This window comes from Cryobacterium fucosi, assembly GCF_004403515.1.
In the GTDB taxonomy this organism is placed as follows: Bacteria; Actinomycetota; Actinomycetes; order Actinomycetales; family Microbacteriaceae; genus Cryobacterium; species Cryobacterium fucosi.
Map to the genome: position 1 here is coordinate 140,464 of NZ_SOHH01000056.1, position 20,355 is coordinate 160,818.

Below are 20,355 nucleotides of genomic sequence, written 5' to 3' on the forward strand. Positions count from 1 at the left end.
ACCGTCATGAGTGACTTCGTTCCTGATCCCAAGCCGCAGGACGACCGTGAGCCGACGAACTACGACGACCCGCTCATCGCCGAACCGCCTCATCCCGTCAACTGGAACCTGCTCACCGCTGACGACGCTGAAGCGGAATGGCTGGAGCTGAACCGCTGGATCGACTGGCTCCGCAGCACCTACGGTCTCCCTGCCGCGGTGATTCCTCCGTACTGGCACCGACACTCAGAGTTGGTCTGGGAGCTATCGGCGCTGCACCTGCACTGGCTGTGCGCCTACGACCCAGAACAGAACGGATCTGCACCGTTGGGGTGGCACCGTGACTTCGCCGACGCCCGGCAGCGACTACGCGACTGGGTCGCATCCTCCGGAACCCGACTGGACCGGGACCGGCCGACACGTCAGACCGTCTGGCCAGGCGAGGAACCCGTCGACCCGGTGGAGGAGTCCAGCATCACCGATCGAGACGCTGACTTCGTCAACTTCGTGATTGCGGATACGAAGCGACGCCGTGAGGCGGAGGATGAGTTCTACCGCGGCCTCGGACGGAACGACGAGGCTGAACCGTGAGTGAGATGCCAGATGCGCTTACGGTGTCGCCGCTGTTGGACAGTCGCGAGGTAGCCGCATATCTCAAGGTGTCCGAGTCGACGCTTTCGCGGTGGCGCTCGGCTGGAACAGGGCCGCCGTTCATCAAACTTGGAGGCATCGCCCGGTACCGGCTCAACGCCATCGACACGTGGCTGCGCGGATTGGAACCCGAACATGCCGCGCACGGCTGATCCCATGCCGCGATCTGAGCCGCGGCCCGTCCCCCCGATCGGGGTGAAGATCTCCACCGACATGGAGCGCCGGTCTTATGGCCTCCGCGCCAGGGCTCGCTGGACCGACCCGGCCTCCAAACGCCGGGTGATCCGCACCGAGATCGTCACGGACGAGGCCGCGGCTCACGCATTTTTCGACGACCTGCGCAATTCATCGGTGAAGGGCATGGACGTATCCATGACGCTTCTGGAGTTCGTCACATCGATCGGAGACAGGTGGGCGCGCGGCCTGGACCCGACGTCGACGGCGGACACGTATTCCTTCGGCCTGAAGCTCCGCGTACTGCCCGCGCTCGGGCATCTGCCCGTGTCGCAAATCACGGCAGGCATGATCGACCGCACCATCGACGAATGGGAGACGAGATACGGGGCGTCAACGATCAAGAACACGATCGCACCGATGGTACGAGTTCTCGACGAGGCGGTGCGCGACGGGCTCCTAACAATGAATCCCGCCAAGAACCGGGCCAAGCGGAGCCTCAGCCGTAATGCCTTCCGCGAGCAACCTGCTGAAGGGGCATCGCCCAGGGCGCACGCGATCCCAGACCTGGCGACGCTGAACAAGGTCGCCGCTGCTTGCGCCCGGGTGCATCAGTCATATTCCGACTTCGTGATGCTCGCCGCCCTCCTCGCCGCTCGCTCCTCGGAAGTCTCTGGCTTGCAGGTCGGCGACGTGCTGTTCGACAAGAACATCATCGTGATCCGGCGCCAGATCTTCCCCGGCAAGGGCGGCCTGATCACCAAAGCTACGAAGAATCGCAAGGAACGCCGGGTACCCATCCTCGACCCGCTGCGCCCTGTACTCATACGTCTCACCACAGGTAAGGACTCCAACGACCAACTTCTGACTGGACCAAAGGGCGGCGTCCTCACGACCGCGACGGTGCGAGATGCGACGAACTGGGATCAACTCGTCATCGACATCGGTCTGCCGGATCTGACCCGCCACGGACTCCGGCACACCGGTGCGACCTGGCTCGCCGACGCCGGAGTTCCCCTGCACGTGCTTCAGGACATCCTTGGGCACGCCTCCATAGAAACCACCCGCGGATACCTACACCCGGACGACCGGCACCTCGCCTCTGCCGCCGAACAGGCCAACGCGTTCCTCAGTAGGTCGGCTCTGCCAGCGTCGAAATCGAAGGCTGCGCAGCAGCGCCAAGCACGCGGTCTGTGACGGTCGAGATCGGCTTCAGAAGCCGTTCTGGTCCCCTTTTGGTCCCCTTATCCACAGGACCGCAGTCTCGGCCAGGCCTGCCTCACACCGGCCGACCGCGCGGAAGCGCCCAGGGGGACCAGAGGGGGACCACAAAAATCGCGTTTGAAAACAACAAAGCCCTGATGAGATTTAGAGTCTCATCAGGGCTTTTCTGTCGGGCTGACAGGATTTGAACCTGCGACCCCCTGACCCCCAGTCAGGTGCGCTACCAAGCTGCGCTACAGCCCGCGACATTGATTTTCAGTTATTTGGGCCGACCGGAGAGAGGTAAACCCCTTAACCCCCAGTCAAGTGCGCTACCAAGCTGCGCCACAGCCCGCCGCTCCCACAGACGGTTTCAAGCAACAAAACCAGCAGGAGACAACTCCGATAGCTTACCGCCTTCGGCGGGTGCCCGCGCACCGCTGGCGCCCCACAATCGCGACTGAGACGGCCGAAACGGAATGCGGGGCGAAAGAATAGCGGGTGCCAGCCGTAGGCGAGCGCGCGGAAAGGCCTCCCGGTCGAGGGTCTCCGGGCCAATCCCCTGACCGCGCACAGTAAATCCATAGACCGCGCCCGTAGCGTGACGCGAGGCTGGTATCGGCCGCTCCCCCAACGAAGGAAAACATGTCTCGCAATAATTCTGGCGTCCTGGCGAAAATCAACGTGCCGCTTGCCCTCCTCTGGCTGGCCGGGCTGGTCGTCACCGCGGTGGGCTACCTGGTGCTGACGTCCTCCAATGCCATCCAGGCCCAATTCGCCAGTTCGGGCTCGCAGGACTACGCGACCTACTTCACGGCGCAGTCCGGGAGCACCCTCGGCAGCACGCTGATGGGGGCCGGTGTGCTGGGGCTCCTTCTGGCGCTGGCCGCGCACGCTGTGACCCGGCCCGTGGGGATCGCTGACAGCATGAGTGCCACCGAACCGGAGGAGGATTCCTTCGACGACGAGCTCGAGACGACTGGCCCGATCGGGAATGACGACCAGAACACCGGTTCGAACGAGGCCGCGGCGGAGCCCGCACTGGAGCCGACGACCACGCGGTGAGTCGCCGTGAGCGCGGGCGACGAGTTCGGCTCAAAACCCCCGTGCGGGGGCCTGACGCGGTAATTTGAAGGCGTGACGCCGCACCCTGAGATCACCATCGCATCCGTCGAGACGGTGCCCTGGGACGACGTGCGCACCGTGTTCGGCAACCGCGGCGACCCGCACCGGTGCTGGTGCCAGTTCTTCAAGCTGCCCAACAAGGCGTGGGAGACCGCGGAACCGGCGCAGTGCGAGCAGCTGCTGCAGGAACAGGTGAGCGCCAACGACCCCGCGCCGGGCGTGATCGCGTATCTGGGCGGCGACCCCGTGGGCTGGTGCGCGATCGAGCCGCGGCCGAACTATCCTCGGCTGCGTCGGGCGAAGGTGGTCACCGTGGGCAGCCGGCAGGATGCCGATGACGCCTCGGTCTGGTCTGTCACCTGTTTCGTCGTGCGGGTCGGTTTTCGACGGCGAGGGATCGCGGCGGAGCTGCTGACCGGCGCGGTCGAGCAGGCGCGCCGGCTCGGTGCCCGGGTGATCGAGGGGTACCCGGTGGACACGGCCGAGCGGCCGAAGGCGCCGGCTGCGGAGCTGTACCACGGGACGGTGTCGCTGTTTCTGGGTGCGGGGTTCGAGGTTGTGGCTCGGCCCACGGGTGAGCGGGCGGTGATGGAACTGGTGTTGTGACGGTGATTGAGCGGGGGTCTCGACAGGCTCGACCACCGACAGGCTCGACCACCGACGGTGATCGAGCCTGTCGAGATCCGCGAGCTACGCGGTGACGCCCGCCATGCTCGTGGCGATGGTGCGCATCGCCGAGGTGTCGGCCAGGGTAGCGACGTCGCCGATATCCCGGCCCTCGGCCACATCCCGCAGCAGTCGGCGCATGATCTTTCCCGACCGGGTCTTCGGCAGCTCCGGAACGATCAGGAGGCGCTTCGGCCTGGCGATCGGGCCGATCTCGGCGACGACGTGGGCAATCAGCACCTTGGCCACGTCGTTGATATCGAGAGTGTCGTCGTCGTTCCGGTCGCGGAGGATGACGAACGCCACGATGGCCTGGCCGGTCGTCGCATCCGCGGCTCCCACCACGGCGGCCTCGGCCACCATCGGGTGGGAGACCAGAGCCGACTCCACCTCCACCGTGGAAATGCGGTGGCCCGAGATGTTCATCACGTCGTCGACCCGGCCCAGCAGCCAGATGTCGCCGTGCTCGTCGTACTTCGCTCCGTCGCCGGCGAAGTAGAAGCCCTGCGCCTTGAACCGATCCCAGTACACCTCCTGCGCGCGATCCGGCTCCCCCCAGATGCCGCGGGACATGGCCGGCCAGGGCTTGTCGATGACGAGGTATCCACCCTCGCCCGCTTCGACCTGCTGGCCGTGGTCGTCGACGATCTGCACCGAGATCCCCGGCAATGCCACCTGCGCCGAACCCGGTTTCGTGGCGGTCACGCCGGGCAGCGGAGTGATCATGATCGCGCCGGTCTCGGTCTGCCACCAGGTGTCGACGATCGGTGTCACGCACCGCCCGATGTGCGTGTGATACCACATCCACGCCTCCGGGTTGATCGGCTCCCCCACGCTGCCGAGCAGCCGCACCGACTCGAGGTTGTAGCCCTGGGGGATGTGTTCGCCCCACTTCATGAAGGTGCGGATCAGCGTCGGGGCGATGTAGTAAATGGTCACGCCGTACTTCTCGATGATCTCGAAGTGCCGCCCCTCGTGCGGTGTGTTCGGCGTTCCCTCATACATCACCTGGGTCGCGCGGTTGGCGAGCGGGCCATAGACGATGTAGCTGTGCCCGGTGATCCAGCCCACGTCGGCCCCGCACCAGTAAACGTCGGTGTCCGGCTTGAGGTCGAACACGGCGCGGTGCGTGTAGGCGACCTGAGTGAGGTAGCCGCCCGAGGTGTGCAGAATCCCCTTGGGTTTGCCGGTCGTGCCCGACGTGTACAGAATGAACAGCGGATGCTCCGAGTCGAATGATTCGGGCTCGTGCTCAGCAGACTGCGCACCGACGAACTCATCCCACCAGAGGTCGCGCCCCTCCTGCATCGCGACGGGCTCCCCCACTCGGCGCACCACGATCACCTTCTCCACGGTGTCGGCGCCCCTGAGTGCCTCGTCGACATTCGCCTTCATCGGTGCGCCGGCCCCTCGCCGGTACTGACCGTCAGACGTGATCACGACTCGCGCCGCGGCGTCGTCCACCCTGGCGCGCAGCGCCGCCGGCGAGAACCCGCCGAAGACGACGCTGTGCACGAGGCCAAGCCGCGCGCAGGCCAGCATGGAGACGACGGCCTCCGGGATCATCGGCAGCTGGATGACGACCCGGTCCCCCGCCACCAGGCCCAGTGAGCTCAGCGCGTTGGCGGCCCGACTGACCTCGTCCTTGAGCTGCGAGTAGGTGATGTCCCGAGTGTCGCCCGGTTCGCCCACCCAGTGCAGCGCCACCTGGCCACCATGCCCCGACTCGACGTGCCGGTCGACGCAGTTGTAGGCCACGTTGAGCTTGCCGCCGTGGAACCAGCGTGCGTTGGGCGGGTTCGACCAGTCCAGCACCTCGTCCCAGGGCTGCGTCCAGACCAGCTGCTCGGCCTGGGTAGCCCAGAAGTGCTCGCTGTCCCGGTCGGCGTGCTCGTAGTGAGACGCGTCAGCATTGGCTTGCGCCTGGAACTGCTCGGTCGGCGCGAAGATGCGCGTCACATCCGGACCGGTGTGGGTCAGGGATTCCCTCGACATCAGTGGTCCACCGCTTCCTTCTCAGCGCCGACGCCGGTGAGTGAACGCACCTCCATTTCGACCTGCTTGGCCACGTCGCGCGGAACCTTGTCCAGCACGGTGCCGAGCCAGCCGAGCACGAAGGCCAGCGGGATGGACACCAGGCCCGGATTGCTGAGCGGGAAGATGGCGAAGTTCGCGCCGGGGATCATCGACGTCGGCGAGCCGGAGACGACCGGCGAGAACGCGATCAGGAGGATCGCCGAGGCCAGTCCGCCATACATGCTCCACACGGCGCCCTGGGTGCTGAACTTCCTCCAGAACAGCGAGTACAGGATGGTCGGCAGGTTGGCCGAGGCCGCGACGGCGAACGCCAGGGCCACCAGGAACGCCACGTTCTGGCCGTTGGCGCCGATGCCGCCGATGATCGCGACGACACCGATGATCACCACGGTGCGGCGGGCCACCTTGACCTCGTCCTCCGGACGGGCCTTGCCCTTCTTGAAGACGCTGGCATAGATGTCGTGGGCGAAGGATGCCGCGGCGGTGATGGTGAGGCCGGCCACAACGGCCAGGATCGTCGCGAACGCGACCGCGGCGATCAGGCCGAGCAGGATGGGACCGCCGAGCTCGAAGGCCAGCAGCGGAGCCGCGGAGTTGACGCCGCCCGGGGAGGCGAGGATCCGGTCGGCTCCGATGAGTGCCGCCGCTCCGTAGCCCAGCACGAGGGTGAAGACGTAGAAGGCGCCGATGAGCCAGATCGCCCAGACCACCGAGCGGCGAGCTTCCTTGGCCGTCGGAACGGTGTAGAAGCGCATCAGCACGTGTGGCAGCGCCGCGGTGCCGAGAACGAGGGCCAGGGCGAGGGAGATGAAGTCGAGCTGGGTAATGTCGGTCAGACCGTACTTCAGGCCCGGGTTGAGAATCTCAGGATTGCCCGCGGTCTCCACGGCCTGGTCGAGCAGGGTCGAGAGGTTGAGCCCGTGGATCGCCAGCGTCCAGACGGTCATCACGGCGGCACCGGCGATGAGCAGGCAGGCCTTGATGATCTGCACCCAGGTGGTGCCCTTCATTCCGCCGATGAGCACGTAGATGATCATCAGGGCACCGACGATGGTGATGACAACGGACTGGCCGACCTTGTCGTTGATTCCCAGCAGCAGCGAGACGAGCCCACCTGCGCCGGCCATCTGGGCCAGGAGATAGAAGAAGCAGACGACCAGGGTGGTGATGGCGGCCGCGATCCGAACCGGACGCTGCTTCAGACGGAAGGAGAGCACATCCGCCATCGTGTACTTGCCGGTGTTGCGCAGCAGCTCAGCCACCAGCAGGAGCGCGACGAGCCAGGCAACGAGGAAGCCGATGGAGTACATGAAGCCGTCGTAGCCGGTGATGGCGATGGCCCCGACGATACCCAGGAACGAGGCAGCGGAGAGGTAGTCGCCGGCGATGGCGGTGCCGTTCTGACCGCCGGTGAATGAGCGACCGGCCGCGTAGTAGTCGGCCGCGGTCTTGTTGTTGCGGCTGGCGCGCAGAACGATGATCAGCGTGATGGCGACGAAGGCACCGAAGATGCTGATGTTCAGAATCGGGTCGCCGGGAGTGGCGGCCGCCGTTGCGAGGTGGATGTTCACTTGGACTCCTTTGCGGCAGAGGTCGTCGTGGCAGCGGTGAGCGGCCCCTCGATCTCGTGGCGGATGGCTGCGGCGATCGGGTCGAGCCGGCGACCCGCGTAGCTGACGTACCAGGTCGTGATCGCGAACGTGCTCACGATCTGCGCCAGGCCGAGCAGGAGGCCGACGTTGACACTGCCGACGACCTTGATCGACATGAAGTCGTGGGCGTAGCCCGCCAGAAGCACATAGGCGAAATACCAGAGCAGGAATGCGATGGCCACCGGGAAGACGAAGCTGCGATGGCGTTTGCGCAGCTCCTGAAACTCGGCTGATTCCTGCACTCGGTGGAAGGTTGCCGCGGGGATTACCGCGTCCACTTCCTCTTCCAGGGCGACATTGCCCATGATTTTTCTCCTCATCATTGATAGAGCGTTCAGCCGCACTGGTGGTTCTGGTGCGATGCCGACCACTTTTCCCCACCCGCTGAGCTTCGGCGACCTGCCGACCCTGCTTCGTCGCCCAGCGGCGGTCACTCTGCGCCGAACGGCGGATTCACCTGGAGCGCGCCGGTTAGGGTTAGCACCATGCCCGAGTCGCCGTTGCTCGCCGTGGTCGTCACCGGCGTGGTCGTCATCACCCTGACGATTGCGGTTGTCGGCGCCGTGGGCTTCAAGCTGCTCCGCTCCTGGCGAGAACTGGGCACGGATGCCGAGCAGGCCACGTACACGACCCTGCACTCTGCGTCCCTGGCCGGCAAGCACCTGCGCAACGGGCTGGATCCTGCCGGCGCCGTCAAGGCGGGGCGGCATTTGCGGGGCCTGCTGGGCTGCGAGGCGCTGGCCATCACGGATGTCTCCGGCCTGCTCTCCTGGGACGGCGCCGGGGAAGAGCACCGGAGTGGGGCCATCGATCTGGCCTCGAAGGTGCTGGCGACAGGTCGAACTCAGGTCTTTCGGGGGGCAGTGCCTCACGACGCCAAGCTGAAGGAGGCCGTCGTTGCCCCGATCCGGTCCGGCTCCCGCATCGTGGGCTCGGTTGTCGCGTACGCGCCCCGGGTCAAGCCGGGCCTCGTGCGCGCAACCGGCGAGGTGGCGGACTGGGTGGCCGCCCAGGTAGACCTGGCCGAGCTGCAGTCCTCGCGAACGCTGCTGATGGAGGCCGAGGTGCGCGCCCTGCGGGCGCAGATCAGCCCCCATTTCATCTACAACTCCCTCAACGCCATCGCCTCCTTCATCAACACCGACCCGGCGAAGGCCCGCGATCTGGTGCTGGAGTTCGCGGACTTCACCCGGTACTCTTTTCGTCGGCACGGCGACTTCACCACCGTCGCCGAGGAGCTGGGCTGCATCGAGCACTACCTGAAGCTCGAACGGGCCCGGTTCGGCGACCGGTTGCAGGTCACCCTGACCATCGCCCCGGAGGTGCTCAGCACCGTGATCCCCTTTCTCAGCCTGCAGCCACTGGTCGAGAACGCGGTGCGGCACGGGCTGGACGACAAGGAGGGCGTGGGCCATATTTCGATCGTGGCCCAGGTGGCCGGCGCTTTCGTGGAGGTGAGGATCGAGGACGATGGCGTGGGAATCAAGCCGGAGCATCTGCGCTTGGTGCTCGCGGGTCGCAGCGACAGCGACCATGTGGGATTGCGCAATGTCGACTCCCGTCTTCGCCAGGTCTACGGCGACGACCACGGCCTCGTGATCGACACCGCCCCCGACGCCGGCACCCTGATCACCCTGCGGGTACCCAAATCACAGCCCCGACCTGACCTCGGTTCGTGACCGGCGTGCCCTGTGGCTGAGAGACTGGCGTCATGATCACTGTGCTCATCGCCGATGACGAGCTCCCGGCTCTCGACGAGCTTGCCTTCCTGCTCGGCCGGGACGGAAGAGTCGGCACCATTCACCGCGCCTCGTCGGGCTCGGAGGCGCTGCGCATCCTCGATCACGAGCGGGTGGATGCGCTCTTCCTCGACATCCACATGCCCGGGCTGTCCGGTCTCGACATCGCCCATGCGGTGTCTCGCTCCGCCGGCTCCCCGGTGGTGGTCTTCGTCACCGCCGACGAGGACCATGCCGTGAAGGCCTTCGAGCTGGCCGCGGTCGACTATCTGCTGAAGCCCGTGCGCGCCGAACGGCTCGCCACGTCGGTGGCCAGGGTCCTCGAGACGCTGGCGATGGCTGAGACCGCCCCGCCGACGCTCATCACCGTGGATCTCGGCGGGCTGAAGAAGATGATCCGCCGCGACGAGGTTCGCTACGTGCAGGCCCAGGGTGACTACGCCCGGTTGCACACCGACGAGTCGAGCTACCTCATCCGGGTTCCGCTCGCCGACCTCGAGAAGCAGTGGGCGGAGGCCGGATTTCTGCGCATCCACCGCTCCTACCTGGTGTCGATGTCACACATCAGCCAGGCGAAACTGGGTGCCGCCCACCCGACCGTCGTCATCGACGGCGCGGAACTACCGGTGAGCCGGCGGCACCTTCCTGCCCTCAGGGAAAAGCTTGAGAGCACCAGGATCAGGCCGTCGTCATGACGCCAGAGGACTCTGTCGGGTCAGGACAGGCCGCATCGACCCCGCCGGACCGGGTCAGGGTCACGGCGCCCATTGCGCAGGCCCGGCGCGCGCCCGGACACCCGGTGGCCCGGGAGATTGCGGAGCAGTCAGAGGTAGGCCAGGTCTACGTGCGTTCCCTTATCCGCACGCAGCTTCGGCTCGCGCTGGTCGTGGCCGTCGGTTTCCTCCTGATTCTGCTGGCCTTTCCCCTGCTCATCGCCTTCGTGCCGGGCCTGGAACAGGCCGAGTTGTTCGGGGTACCCTTCTCCTGGCTGGCGCTCGGCGTCGGGGTGTACCCGATCATTCTGCTGAGCGCCTGGTTGTATCTGCGCGCCGCTGCCCGGAACGAGGCCAGGTACCGCGATCTGGTCGACGACGCATGAACACCTGGGTGGGGTACGCGGCCCTGATCGGGATCTTCACCGTGACGGCGGTGATCGGCTTCTACGGCCTCCGAATTTCGCGCACCACCGAGGACTTCTACGTGGCCTCCCGCACGGTTCGACCATGGTGGAACGCTTCGGCCATCGGCGGCGAATACCTGTCGGCGGCCAGCTTCCTCGGCATCGCCGGGCTGATCCTCATTTCGGGGTCGGATGCGCTCTGGTTCCCGATCGGCTACACCGCCGGCTACCTGATGCTGCTCCTGTTCGTGGCGGCGCCGCTGCGACGGTCGGGTGCATACACGATCCCCGACTTCACCGAGGCGAGGTTGGAGTCGGTGGCGGCACGGCGGGTGACCAGCGTGTTGGTGGTGATGGTGGGCTGGTTCTACATCGTCCCGCAGCTGCACGGCGCCGCGCTGACCATGAGCATCGCCACCGGATTGCCGTCGTGGGTCGGCTCCGTCGCCGTCGCCGTCGTCGTCTGCGTCACCGTGGTGACGGGCGGGATGAAGTCGATCACCTTCGTGCAGGCGTTCCAGTTCTGGCTCAAGTTCACGGCGATCGCCCTGCCCATCGTCTTCATTCTGATCCTCATGGGCAATTCGGGACTCTCGGTTCCGGCCCTGGCCGAGCCGTTCGCAGCCGACCCGGCCGGTTTGCCAACGTCGGGCGCCTACCGGGACATCTCACTGGTCGTCGCCCTGCTGTTCGGCACGCTGGGCCTGCCGCATGTTCTGGTGCGGTTCTACACGAACCCCGACGGCCCCTCCGCCCGGCGCACGACCCTGATCGTGATCGGGCTTCTGTCGGTCTTCTACCTGTTCCCGACCCTGTACGGAGTGCTCGGCCGCGCGTTCACCCCCGACATCGCCACCGGCGGCACTCCGGATGCGCTGGTGTTGCTTCTGCCCGGACGGCTGGTTCCCGGCCTGGCCGGGGATGTCCTCACCGCCCTGGTCATCGCCGGGGCCTTCGCCGCGTTCCTCTCGACCACCTCCGGTCTCGTGGTCTCGATTGCGGGGGTCATCAGCCAGGACGTGCTCGGCGGGCGGGTGCGCGGCTTCCGCATCGCCACCGTGTTCTCCACCCTGGTGCCGCTCCTCGCCGCACTGCTCACCGACTCCATGCAGTTGGCCGGGAGCGTCGGCCTGGTCTTCGCCTTCACTGCTTCGACGCTCTGCCCGCTGCTGCTGCTCGGCATCTGGTGGCGAGGTCTGACCGACGCCGGTGCGATCGCCGGCATGCTTGCGGGTGCAGCGCTCTGCGGCGGGGCAATCGTGGCCGGCCGGGCGCTGGGGCCGCTGGCCGGGCCGTTCCAGGACCTGCTGGCGCAGCCCGCGACCTGGACGGTGCCGGCGGCCTTTGCCGTGATGGTGGGCGTCTCGCTGCTGACCCACAACCGACGCCCGGTCGGCATCACCAAAATCATGACCCGCCTCCACGCCCCGGAGCGTCCGCTGCCCACCCCCAACCGCTGACCGCACCCGCGGTGATTGAGCCTGTCGAAATCACCGTCACCTGGTCTCGACAGGCTCGACCACCGGGGCAAGGCCGGTCTCGACAGGCTCGACCACCGAGAACACGCTCGACCAACGCACGGTGATTGAGCCTGTCGAAATCACCGTCACCCGGTCTCGACAGGCTCGACCACCGGGCGCTCGACCACCGGGCGCTCGAGCACCGGGGCGGTGACTGCGCTAGCGCTTGCGCTTCTCGCGCACGCGCATGCTGATGTTGATCGGGCTGCCCACGAAGCCGTAGGTCTCGCGCAGGCGGCGCTGGATGAACCGGCGGTAGCCCGGGTCGAGGAACCCGGTGGTGAAGATGACGAATGTCGGCGGGCGGCTGGAAGCCTGGGTGCCGAACAGGATGCGCGGCTGCTTGCCGCTGCGCACGGGGTGCGGGTGCTCGGCGGCAAGCTCGGCGAGGAACGCGTTGAACTTGCCGGTGGCGATGCGGGTGTCCCACGCTTCGAGCGCGGTCTCCAGCGCCGGAACGAGCTTCTCCATGTGGCGGCCGGTCTTGGCCGAGATGTTCACGCGCGGGGCCCAGGACACGTGTGCCAGGTCCTGCTCGATCTCACGCTCCAGGTAGCGGCGACGGTCGTCGTCGATCTGGTCCCACTTGTTGAACGCGAGCACGAGCGCACGGCCGGACTCCAGCACGAGGTCGATCACGCGCACGTCCTGCTCGCTGATGACCTCGGTGACGTCGATGAGCACGACGGCGACCTCGGCCTTTTCGAGGGCGGCACTGGTGCGCAGCGAGGCGTAGAAGTCCGCGCCCTGAGAGAGGTGCACGCGGCGACGGATGCCGGCGGTGTCGACGAAGCGCCACACCCTGCCGCCCAGCTCGACCTGCTCGTCGACCGGGTCGCGCGTGGTGCCGGCCAGCTCGTTGACGACAACGCGCTCCTCGCCGACGACCTTGTTCAACAGGCTGGACTTTCCCACGTTCGGACGCCCGAGGATGGCCACGCGGCGGGGGCCGCCGACCTCCTGCTTGGCGACGGCGGAGATTTCGGGAAGCTCTTCGAGGATCGCGTCGAGCAGGTCGGCGACGCCGCGACCGTGCAGCGCGGACACCGGCCACGGCTGGCCGAGACCGAGCGCCCACAGGCTCGCGGCTTCGGGCTCCTGGCGGATGTCGTCGACCTTGTTGGCGACGAGGAAGACCGGCCGGCCGGCCTTGCGCAGCAGGCGCACGACGGCCTCGTCGGTGGAGGTCGGGCCCACGTTCGCGTCGACGACGAACATGACGACGTCGCACAGCTCGATGGCCAGCTCTGCCTGGGCGGCCACGGACGCGTCGATTCCCTTGGCGTCGGGCTCCCAGCCGCCGGTGTCGACGAGGCTGAACTTGCGTTCGTGCCATTCGCCCTTGTAGGTGACGCGGTCGCGGGTGACACCGGGGGTGTCCTCCACGACGGCCTCGCGACGGCCGAGGATGCGGTTGACCAGTGCGGACTTGCCCACGTTCGGGCGGCCGACAATGGCGATCACCGGCAGGGCCGGCAGGTACTGGATGGCGTCGGGGTCATCCGTCACCGAGTCGAGAACGTCGAAGTCCTCGTCGTCGAGCTCGTATTCGTTGAGTCCTGTGCGGAGGGCGGCGGCGCGCTGCGTCACCAAGTCTTCATCGAGCTCGTCCAGTCGTGAGACCAGTTCCGTGTCGATGGCTGGGATCGTGTCGTCGAAGTCGTTGTTGTTCATGCGAGTTCCTCGCGGCGTGTATTGATGACGTCGATGACCGCGTCAATGGTCTGTTCGAAGTCGAGATGGGTGGAGTCGACGGTGATCACACCGTCTGCGGCGCTCATGAATTCGACTACCTGGGAGTCAGCGCGATCCCTCGATCGCAGCTGTTCTGCCACGGTTTCAGCCGATTGGGTCGATATTTCCGCAGAGCGCCTCGCCATTCTAGCCTCTTCGGATGCGGTGAGGAGAATGCGAACCTCCGCCTCGGGTGCCACGACGGTGGTGATGTCGCGGCCCTCGATCACAACGCCGGTGCGCGGGGAGCCCGCCGCGATGGTGCGGAAGAGCCTGGTGAGGTGGCTGCGCACCTCGGGGATTCGGGCGACGGCGCTCACCGCGGCCGACACCTCCGGCTCCCGGATCTCGTCGGTGACGACCGTGTCGCCCACCTGCACGTAGTACCGGTCGGGCTCGATGCCGATCGAGTAGTCGAAGTCCGGCAGCGCGGCGACGACCGCCGGCGCGTCGGCCGGGTCGATCGTCTTCGACAGCACGTACCAGGCGAGGGCCCGGTAGGCGGCGCCGGTGTCGAGGTAGTCGAAGCCGAGGCGGCGGGCGACGGCGCGGCTGACGCTGGACTTGCCGCTGCCGGCCGGCCCGTCGATCGCGACGAGGTGGGGGCGGGAATGACGTCCCATAGTTCTAACCAGCAATCCGCCAGCCGCGGGCGGCCAGCTCTTCGGTGAGGCGGGAAACCGTCTCGGGGAGGACGGAAATTTCGGCCAGGCCGAGCTGGGCGCCCGGCGAATGCTCCAGCCGCAGGTCTTCAAGGTTCACGCCGACCTCGCCGATCTCGGCCAGCAGCCGGGCCAGCTGGCCCGGGGTGTCGTCGACCATCACGATCAGCGACACGAACCGGCGGTCCTGGCCGTGCTTGCCGGGCAGCCGGGCCACCCCGGCGTTGCCGCCGGAGAGTTCCTCCGCGACCTTGCGCCGTGCGCCGGGCGCGGCGGGGTCGGCGAGGGCGTCGATGAACCGGTCGAGGTCGTCGCGGTAGGCGAGCAGGATGTCCCGCACCGGCCCTGCGTTCGCGCCGAGGATCTGCACCCACAGTTCGGGGTCGCTGGCCGCGACCCGGGTCACGTCGCGCAGGCCCTGGCCGGCCAGGTTGAGGGCCGAGCCGGGGGCATCCGTCAACCGGCGGGCCATGATCGTGGAGACGACCTGCGGCACGTGGGAGATCAGCGCGACGCCACGGTCGTGTTCCTCGGGGCTCATCTCGACCAGGATCGCGCCGAGGTCGAGGATGAGGTCGTCGATGGCGGTGGCCTGTTGGTAGCTGATCGCGTCGTGCGCGGCGACCACCCAGGGGCGGCCGACGAACAGGTCGGCGCGGCCGGCCAGCGGTCCGCCGCGTTCACGGCCGGCCAGCGGGTGCGAGCCGATGTAACGGGACACGTCGGCGCCGCGGGCCCTGAGTTCGGCGAGGGGCGCGAGTTTGACGCTCGCGACATCCGTCACGATCGCCCGCGGGAACGCCTCCAACTCGCGGGCGACGACCCCGGCGGTCACGTCGGGGGGAACGCAGACGACGATCAGCTGGGGTGCGTCGTCGGGGGCGGCCGCCCGGCCCGCGCCGTAGTCGACGGCGATGCTCAGGTTGGTCGGCGACGCGTCGGCGAGGATCACGTCGATGCCCCGGTTGCGCAGGCCCAGCCCGATGCTGGTGCCCAGCAGGCCGGCGCCGACGACGCGCACGGGTCCGATCAGTCGACTCTCGACCATGGTGGTTCTCCTGGTGTTCGAAACTAGTCCTTGGTTTCGGCTCGGGACACGGTGAGCAGCTGGCCCAGTTCCGCCTTGGTGAGGTCGCGCACGTCGCCGACCCGGAGGGTGCCGAGGTGCAGCGGGCCGAACTGGCGGCGCACGAGGTCGACGACGGGGTGGCCGACGGCCTCCATTATCCGGCGCACGATCCGGTTGCGGCCGGAGTGCAGGGTGAGCTCGACCAGGCTGAAGCCGTCGCCGGGAGGGCTGGTCAGGATGCGGGCCTTGTCGGCGGCGATGGGGCCGTCGTCGAGTTCGATGCCGCTCTGCAACAGACCGATCGTCTGCGCGGACACGCGACCCTCCACCTTGGCGATGTAGGTCTTGGTCACGCCGAACGAGGGGTGCGCGAGCACGTGCGCGAGGTCGCCGTCGTTGGTGAGGATGAGCAGGCCGCTGGTCATCGCGTCAAGGCGGCCCACGTTGAAGAGGCGTTCCTCGAACTGGTCGGTGAACTCGCGCAGGTCGGGGCGGCCGCTCTCGTCCTGCATGGAGGACACCACGCCGACGGGCTTGTTCAGCATCACGTAGCGACGGGTCGTGTCGAGCTGCACGGCGATGTTGTCCACGGCGATCTTGTCGCTGTCGGGGTGGATGCGACGGCCGAGTTCGGTGACGACCTTGCCGTTCACGCGCACCCGTCCGGCGGCGATCAGGTCTTCGGAGACGCGGCGGGAGGCGACGCCGGCGGAGGCCATGACCTTCTGCAGGCGCACACCGTCTGCTGCGGCATCCGGGTTGGTCGGGGTGCCCTGGGGGTCGGTGGTCATGGAAGATCCTCAAATCCGTCTGCGCCGTCTGCGAGCAACGGCGATATGTATGGCAGCTCGTCCAGCGAGTTGATTCCAAGCTGGCTGAGCAACAGGTCGGTAGTGGCGTAGTTGATCGCGCCGGTCTCGCTGTCGGTGAAGGCCTCGGTGATCAAACCGCGGCCCAGGAGGGTGCGCACGACCGAGTCAACATTAACGGCCCGAATCGAGGCTACCGCGCCGCGGCTGATCGGTTGCTTGTATGCGATCACGGCGAGGGTCTCGAGGGCGGCCTGGGACAGCCTGCTCGGGTTCTGGGTGAGCACGAAATCAGCGACGACCAGGTCGTGTTCGGGGCGCACGTAGATGCGCCAGCCGCCGGCGACTTCGCGCAGTTCGAAACCGCGGCGGACGGTGGGGCCGGCGCCGCTGCCGAGCCCGTCGAAGTCCGCGACCAGGCGGGCGATGGCGGCCTTGACCTCCTTCAGTGGCCGGTCGACGGCCGTGGCCAGGTGGATCAGGCTCTGCGGCTCGTCGGCGACCATGAGGAGGGCCTCGAGCTTGCGCGCGATCGGGGCGAGCCCGCCCGCGGCATCCTGAACGTGGTCGGCCTGGGCCTGGGCCGGGTCGGTTGTCTGGTCAGCGGTCGGGTCGCTGGTGTGAACGGCGTCAAGCGTCATAGTCGGCTCCGAGGTCGGCGAGGTTGGCTTCGGACCAGGATTCGGCGCTCCAGTGCAGGCTGAGGTCGCCGAGCGGTTCGAGCTGGTCGAAGGAGATGGCACCGTGCCGGTAGAGCTCCAGCACGGCCAGGAAGCGGGCGATCACGACGCCCGCGAGCTCGGCGCCGACGATGAGCTCACGGAAGGTGAGGGTCTCCCCCGCGCGCAGCATCGACACGACGTAGGCGGCCTGCTCCCGGATGCTCACCAGCGGCGCGTGCAGGTGGTCCAGGCCGACGGTGGGCAGCTCCCGCGGGGTGAGCGCGAGCGCCGCGAGGGCGGCGAAATCGCCGAGCGAGAGGGTCCAGACCAGTTCGGGCGTCTGCGCGCGGTACTTCTCCTCGAGCCGCACCGAGCGCACGTGCCGGGTGGCCTCGGTCTCCATCCGGCCGAGGAACCAGGCCGATGCGGTCTTGAACGCGCGGTACTGCAGCAGGCGGGCGAACAGCAGGTCGCGGGCCTCGAGCAGGGCCACGCCTTCCGCGTCGACCAGCTCGCCCTGCGGCAGCAGCCCGGCGACCTTGAGGTCGAGCAGGGTCGCGGCGACGACGAGGAACTGGGTGGCCTGGTCGAGCTCCTCGGTCTGGTCGAGCCCGCGCAGGTAGCCGATGAACTCGTCGGTGACCCGGCTGAGCGATATCTCGGTGATGTCGAGTTCGTGCTTGCCGATCAGGCTGAGCAGCAGGTCGAACGGGCCCTCGAAGTTGCCGAGGGCAACCGAGAATGCTTTCGGAGCGGCCGCGTCAGGCGACAGCGCCACGCTTGATCAGTTCCCGCGCCGCCTGCTTGTACGCCTTGGCTGCCGCGTGCTCTGGCGCGAATTCGGTGATCGGAACGCCGGCGACGGATGCGTCCGGGAACTTGACCGTGCGGCCGATCACGGTCTCGAGCACGCTGTCGCCGAACGCGTCGACGACCCGCTCGAGCACCTCGCGGGAGTGCAGGGTGCGGGAGTCGTACATGGTGGCGAGGATGCCGTCCAGTTCGATGGCCGGGTTGAGCCGGTCGCGCACCTTGTCGATTGTCTCGATCAGGAGGGCGACGCCGCGCAGGGCGAAGAACTCGCACTCGAGCGGGATGAGCACGCCGTGGCTCGCGGTGAGCGCGTTCACGGTGAGGATGCCGAGGGAGGGCTGGCAGTCGATCAGGATGACGTCGTAGTCGCCAGAGATCTTGCGCAGCACCCGGGCGAGGATCTGCTCGCGGGCGACCTCGTTGACGAGGTGCACCTCCGCGGCGGACAGGTCGATGTTGGCCGGGATGATGTCGAGGTTCTCGACCGAGGTCTTCTGGATCGCGTCGCTCGGGTGCACCGAGCCGCTCAGCAGCAGGTCGTAGATGGTGGTGACGTCGTGGGTCGGCACTCCGAGGCCGGCCGAGAGCGCGCCCTGCGGGTCGAAGTCGATCGCGAGCACGCGGCGGCCGTACGCGGCCAGGGCCGCACCCAGGTTGATGGTGGTCGTCGTCTTGCCGACGCCGCCCTTCTGGTTGCACAGCGAGATGATTCGCGCCGGACCGTGGCTCCTGAGGGCTTCCGGCTCGTCGAATTCGCGTTTCGGGCGCCCGGTAGCACCTACTGGTACGTCCTCGAAACCGGGGAGTAGTATCCGGTCACCCTGCTTACCCGCCACTGAGATGTCCTCGATCCGTCCTGCACCCATCACTGTGTCGAGTGTAGCGATCGGATTGGCTTCGGCTCGCAAGGATCGCCGAATAGCACTGCTCCCGGCCCAATCCGGCTGATTTCACTGACAAGCTCAATCACCGGTGGCCGAGCCCGGATGCCGGTGGTCGAGCCTGTCGAGACCCGGCTGCCGGTGGTCGAGCTTGTCGAGACCCGGATGCCGGTGGTCGAGCCTGTCGAGACCCGGATGTGCTGATTTCGACAGGCTCAATCACCGGCGGGAGCTCGATCACCGGCGACGGGCTCAATCACCGGCGGGAGCTCAATCACCGGGCGCGCGGGTGCGCCGTCGTGTACATGTCGCGCAGGGTGTCGACCGTGACCAGGGTGTAGATCTGGGTCGTCGCGACCGACGAGTGCCCGAGGAGTTCCTGCACGACCCGCACGTCGGCGCCGCCGGCGAGCAGGTGCGTGGCGAAGGAGTGCCGGAGCGTGTGCGGCGACACGTGCCCGTCCAGGCCCGCACGCTCGGCGGCGGCCCGGATGATCAGCCACGCGTTCTGCCGGCTCACCCGCTGGCCCCGGAGACCCAGGAACAGGGCGGGCGTGGCCTTGCCGCGACCGGAGAGCAGCGGCCGCGCCCGCACGAGGTACGCGTCGATGGCCTTCCGGGCGAAACTGCCGACCGGCACGATGCGCTGCTTGTCGCCCTTGCCGGTGAGCCGCACGACATCCTGCTCGAGGACATCGTCCACGTTGAGGTTCACCGCCTCGGAGACCCGGGCTCCCGTGGCGTAGAGCAGCTCGAGCAGGGCCTTGTCGCGCAGCGACTGCACGTCCTCGCCGTCGGTGGCGCCCAGCAGCGCGGTGACCTGTTCGGTCGAGATGGCCTTGGGCAGCCGGGTGCCGAGCTTGGGCGGCTTCGACTCGTGCGCGACATCCGTTTCGACCACGCCCTCTTCGAGCAGGAAACGGTGGAACCCGCGCACGGTCGAGAGGATGCGCGCGATCGACGCCGCCGTCAGCGGCGACTCCTCGCGCAGGCCCAGGAACCGCACGAACTCGGACACGTGCAGCGAGGTGATCGCGCGCAGGTCGGCGAGCTCGTGCCCGGCGAGCCAGCCGGCGTAGATGACGAGGTCCCGCCGGTACGCGGCGACCGTGTTGGCGCTCAGCCCGCGTTCGATGGCGACGTGCCGCAGGTACGAATCCACAGCCGCCCGGACGATCACACCGAGTGGTCCCAATTGATCGGATGCCGCGGCCACGGGGTCTCCGCGGGCGCCAGCGAGCTCCAGCCGCGGGCCCGTGACGCGTGGGCGGCGAGCGCGCCGATCACGAGCGACGGGTTCTGCATCCGGCGGGAGAGCACGCCGTCGACGCACTCGTCGAGGGGCACCCAGCGGATCTCGATGTCGGCTTCCTCTTCGGTGCGTTCGAACACGTCGGTTGCGGCAGCCAGGCCGCGGGCCAGGTAGATCCGGATGACCTCGTTGCTGCCGCCCGGCGAGGTGTAGAACTCGCTGAGCACGTTCCAGTCGGCGGCGGTGACGTCGGCTTCCTCGGCGAGCTCGCGCTGCGCCCCGATGAGCGGGTGCTCCCCGTCTTCGTCGAGCAGCCCGGCCGGGAGCTCCCAGTCGCGAACGCGCACGGGGTGCCGGTACTGCTTGATCAGGAGCACCCGGTCCTGGTCGTCGAGGGCGAGGATCGCCACGGCACCAGGGTGGTCGAGGTACTCGCGCACGATCCCGGAGCCCGCGTAGTCGAATGTGTCGCGGCGCACGTCCCAGACCTTGCCGTCGAAGACGATCCCGGTGTCGGTGACGGGGGCGAACGCGAACTCGTCGGCGAGCAGCGCCGGGGAAGCCGTTCCGTCGGAGTTCTCGGCGCTCACCGCGGTGTCGACCACGG

21 protein-coding genes and 2 tRNA genes are annotated in these 20,355 nt (G+C 67.6%); 9 read left to right on the forward strand and 14 right to left on the reverse strand.

Annotated features, from left to right (window positions below; genetic code table 11):
- Nucleotides 1-6 precede the first annotated feature (6 nt).
- Genes E3T48_RS06680 through E3T48_RS06690 form a run of 3 tightly spaced genes read left to right on the forward strand, consistent with a single transcriptional unit; the run spans nucleotide 7 to nucleotide 2,001 of the window.
- A complete protein-coding gene (locus E3T48_RS06680; RefSeq protein WP_134523085.1) occupies nucleotides 7-570 on the forward strand; it encodes a hypothetical protein in 564 nt (187 codons plus the stop codon).
- A gap of 5 nt (nucleotides 571-575) precedes the next feature.
- Nucleotides 576-782, forward strand: a complete 207-nt coding sequence (locus tag E3T48_RS06685) for a helix-turn-helix transcriptional regulator (RefSeq protein ID WP_166789661.1) — start codon at nucleotides 576-578, stop codon at nucleotides 780-782.
- A 43-nt stretch (nucleotides 783-825) separates the two neighbouring features.
- Nucleotides 826-2,001, forward strand: coding sequence for a tyrosine-type recombinase/integrase (locus E3T48_RS06690; RefSeq protein ID WP_338145225.1), 1,176 nt, complete (start codon nucleotides 826-828; stop codon nucleotides 1,999-2,001).
- A 196-nt stretch (nucleotides 2,002-2,197) separates the two neighbouring features.
- Here E3T48_RS06690 and E3T48_RS06695 read toward each other — a convergent pair.
- Together E3T48_RS06695 and E3T48_RS16685 are read right to left on the reverse strand one after the other, a co-directional pair.
- Nucleotides 2,198-2,271: transfer RNA gene (locus tag E3T48_RS06695), tRNA-Pro, on the reverse strand.
- 20 nt (nucleotides 2,272-2,291) lie between these two features.
- Nucleotides 2,292-2,362 (reverse strand) — tRNA-Pro (locus tag E3T48_RS16685).
- Between the two features lie 290 nt (nucleotides 2,363-2,652).
- Here E3T48_RS16685 and E3T48_RS06700 point away from each other — a divergent pair.
- The gene (locus E3T48_RS06700) at nucleotides 2,653-3,072 is read left to right on the forward strand and encodes a hypothetical protein (protein WP_134523089.1); all 420 of its coding nucleotides are present in this window, start codon (nucleotides 2,653-2,655) and stop codon (nucleotides 3,070-3,072) included.
- Nucleotides 3,073-3,186: 114 nt separating this feature from the next.
- A complete protein-coding gene (locus tag E3T48_RS06705) occupies nucleotides 3,187-3,738 on the forward strand; it encodes a GNAT family N-acetyltransferase (protein WP_241986697.1) in 552 nt (183 codons plus the stop codon).
- An 84-nt stretch (nucleotides 3,739-3,822) separates the two neighbouring features.
- On the opposite strand, the gene acs is transcribed toward E3T48_RS06705, so the two are convergent.
- Genes acs through E3T48_RS06720 form a run of 3 tightly spaced genes read right to left on the reverse strand, consistent with a single transcriptional unit; the run spans nucleotide 3,823 to nucleotide 7,792 of the window.
- Nucleotides 3,823-5,793 carry an acetate--CoA ligase gene (gene acs / locus E3T48_RS06710; protein ID WP_134523090.1) on the reverse strand — a complete coding sequence of 657 codons (1,971 nt, stop codon included), beginning with the start codon at nucleotides 5,791-5,793 and terminating at the stop codon, nucleotides 3,823-3,825.
- Entirely contained in the window at nucleotides 5,793-7,406 is a 1,614-nt protein-coding gene (locus E3T48_RS06715) for a solute symporter family protein (protein ID WP_134523091.1), read from the reverse strand. Before E3T48_RS06715 ends, acs begins: the two co-directional genes overlap by 1 nt.
- Nucleotides 7,403-7,792 carry a DUF485 domain-containing protein gene (locus tag E3T48_RS06720; RefSeq protein ID WP_134523132.1) on the reverse strand — a complete coding sequence of 130 codons (390 nt, stop codon included), beginning with the start codon at nucleotides 7,790-7,792 and terminating at the stop codon, nucleotides 7,403-7,405. The genes E3T48_RS06715 and E3T48_RS06720 overlap by 4 nt, the downstream gene beginning before the upstream one ends.
- Before the next feature lie 180 nt (nucleotides 7,793-7,972).
- Between E3T48_RS06720 and E3T48_RS06725 the strand changes: the two genes are divergently transcribed.
- From E3T48_RS06725 to E3T48_RS06740, 4 genes are read left to right on the forward strand one after another with little or no spacing between them, the layout of a single operon-like run.
- On the forward strand, nucleotides 7,973-9,166 hold the full coding sequence (locus E3T48_RS06725) for a sensor histidine kinase (RefSeq protein WP_134523093.1): 1,194 nt from the start codon (nucleotides 7,973-7,975) through the stop codon (nucleotides 9,164-9,166).
- A gap of 32 nt (nucleotides 9,167-9,198) precedes the next feature.
- Nucleotides 9,199-9,921, forward strand: coding sequence for a LytR/AlgR family response regulator transcription factor (locus E3T48_RS06730; protein WP_134523094.1), 723 nt, complete (start codon nucleotides 9,199-9,201; stop codon nucleotides 9,919-9,921).
- Complete coding sequence (locus tag E3T48_RS06735) at nucleotides 9,918-10,325, forward strand: DUF485 domain-containing protein (protein ID WP_134523095.1); 408 nt, start codon at nucleotides 9,918-9,920, stop codon at nucleotides 10,323-10,325. Before E3T48_RS06730 ends, E3T48_RS06735 begins: the two co-directional genes overlap by 4 nt.
- The gene (locus E3T48_RS06740; RefSeq protein WP_134523096.1) at nucleotides 10,322-11,806 is read left to right on the forward strand and encodes a sodium/solute symporter; all 1,485 of its coding nucleotides are present in this window, start codon (nucleotides 10,322-10,324) and stop codon (nucleotides 11,804-11,806) included. The genes E3T48_RS06735 and E3T48_RS06740 overlap by 4 nt, the downstream gene beginning before the upstream one ends.
- A 219-nt stretch (nucleotides 11,807-12,025) precedes the next feature.
- Here the strand turns inward: E3T48_RS06740 and der are convergent, their stop codons facing one another.
- The 9 genes from der to E3T48_RS06785 form a co-directional block, all read right to left on the reverse strand.
- Complete coding sequence (gene der, locus E3T48_RS06745; RefSeq protein ID WP_134523097.1) at nucleotides 12,026-13,540, reverse strand: ribosome biogenesis GTPase Der; 1,515 nt, start codon at nucleotides 13,538-13,540, stop codon at nucleotides 12,026-12,028.
- Nucleotides 13,537-14,223: a (d)CMP kinase gene (gene cmk, locus E3T48_RS06750; RefSeq protein ID WP_134523098.1), complete on the reverse strand. Its 687-nt coding sequence runs from the start codon at nucleotides 14,221-14,223 to the stop codon at nucleotides 13,537-13,539. Before cmk ends, der begins: the two co-directional genes overlap by 4 nt.
- A 4-nt stretch (nucleotides 14,224-14,227) precedes the next feature.
- On the reverse strand, nucleotides 14,228-15,310 hold the full coding sequence (locus E3T48_RS06755) for a prephenate dehydrogenase (protein WP_134523100.1): 1,083 nt from the start codon (nucleotides 15,308-15,310) through the stop codon (nucleotides 14,228-14,230).
- Nucleotides 15,311-15,333: 23 nt separating this feature from the next.
- Nucleotides 15,334-16,122 carry a pseudouridine synthase gene (locus tag E3T48_RS06760; protein WP_134523101.1) on the reverse strand — a complete coding sequence of 263 codons (789 nt, stop codon included), beginning with the start codon at nucleotides 16,120-16,122 and terminating at the stop codon, nucleotides 15,334-15,336.
- Nucleotides 16,119-16,781 carry an SMC-Scp complex subunit ScpB gene (gene scpB, locus E3T48_RS06765; RefSeq protein ID WP_134523102.1) on the reverse strand — a complete coding sequence of 221 codons (663 nt, stop codon included), beginning with the start codon at nucleotides 16,779-16,781 and terminating at the stop codon, nucleotides 16,119-16,121. Before scpB ends, E3T48_RS06760 begins: the two co-directional genes overlap by 4 nt.
- On the reverse strand, nucleotides 16,771-17,580 hold the full coding sequence (locus E3T48_RS06770; RefSeq protein WP_134523103.1) for a segregation and condensation protein A: 810 nt from the start codon (nucleotides 17,578-17,580) through the stop codon (nucleotides 16,771-16,773). Before E3T48_RS06770 ends, scpB begins: the two co-directional genes overlap by 11 nt.
- The gene (locus tag E3T48_RS06775) at nucleotides 17,564-18,481 is read right to left on the reverse strand and encodes a ParA family protein (protein WP_134523133.1); all 918 of its coding nucleotides are present in this window, start codon (nucleotides 18,479-18,481) and stop codon (nucleotides 17,564-17,566) included. The genes E3T48_RS06770 and E3T48_RS06775 overlap by 17 nt, the downstream gene beginning before the upstream one ends.
- A 289-nt stretch (nucleotides 18,482-18,770) precedes the next feature.
- Nucleotides 18,771-19,676: a site-specific tyrosine recombinase XerD gene (gene xerD / locus E3T48_RS06780; protein WP_134523104.1), complete on the reverse strand. Its 906-nt coding sequence runs from the start codon at nucleotides 19,674-19,676 to the stop codon at nucleotides 18,771-18,773.
- Complete coding sequence (locus E3T48_RS06785) at nucleotides 19,673-20,353, reverse strand: NUDIX domain-containing protein (protein ID WP_420898354.1); 681 nt, start codon at nucleotides 20,351-20,353, stop codon at nucleotides 19,673-19,675. The genes xerD and E3T48_RS06785 overlap by 4 nt, the downstream gene beginning before the upstream one ends.
- Between the last annotated feature and the right edge of the window lie 2 nt (nucleotides 20,354-20,355).

Coding starts and splice junctions, on each gene's coding strand:
- E3T48_RS06680 (WP_134523085.1), top strand. CDS start 7: ATGAGTGACTTCGTTCCTGATCCCAAGCCGCAGGACGACCGTGAGCCG.
- E3T48_RS06685 (WP_166789661.1), top strand. CDS start 576: ATGCCAGATGCGCTTACGGTGTCGCCGCTGTTGGACAGTCGCGAGGTA.
- E3T48_RS06700 (WP_134523089.1), top strand. CDS start 2,653: ATGTCTCGCAATAATTCTGGCGTCCTGGCGAAAATCAACGTGCCGCTT.
- acs (WP_134523090.1), bottom strand. CDS start 5,793: ATGTCGAGGGAATCCCTGACCCACACCGGTCCGGATGTGACGCGCATC.
- E3T48_RS06720 (WP_134523132.1), bottom strand. CDS start 7,792: ATGGGCAATGTCGCCCTGGAAGAGGAAGTGGACGCGGTAATCCCCGCG.
- E3T48_RS06725 (WP_134523093.1), top strand. CDS start 7,973: ATGCCCGAGTCGCCGTTGCTCGCCGTGGTCGTCACCGGCGTGGTCGTC.
- E3T48_RS06730 (WP_134523094.1), top strand. CDS start 9,199: ATGATCACTGTGCTCATCGCCGATGACGAGCTCCCGGCTCTCGACGAG.
- E3T48_RS06735 (WP_134523095.1), top strand. CDS start 9,918: ATGACGCCAGAGGACTCTGTCGGGTCAGGACAGGCCGCATCGACCCCG.
- E3T48_RS06740 (WP_134523096.1), top strand. CDS start 10,322: ATGAACACCTGGGTGGGGTACGCGGCCCTGATCGGGATCTTCACCGTG.
- der (WP_134523097.1), bottom strand. CDS start 13,540: ATGAACAACAACGACTTCGACGACACGATCCCAGCCATCGACACGGAA.
- cmk (WP_134523098.1), bottom strand. CDS start 14,223: ATGGGACGTCATTCCCGCCCCCACCTCGTCGCGATCGACGGGCCGGCC.
- E3T48_RS06755 (WP_134523100.1), bottom strand. CDS start 15,310: ATGGTCGAGAGTCGACTGATCGGACCCGTGCGCGTCGTCGGCGCCGGC.
- E3T48_RS06760 (WP_134523101.1), bottom strand. CDS start 16,122: ATGACCACCGACCCCCAGGGCACCCCGACCAACCCGGATGCCGCAGCA.
- scpB (WP_134523102.1), bottom strand. CDS start 16,781: ATGACGCTTGACGCCGTTCACACCAGCGACCCGACCGCTGACCAGACA.
- E3T48_RS06775 (WP_134523133.1), bottom strand. CDS start 18,481: ATGGGTGCAGGACGGATCGAGGACATCTCAGTGGCGGGTAAGCAGGGT.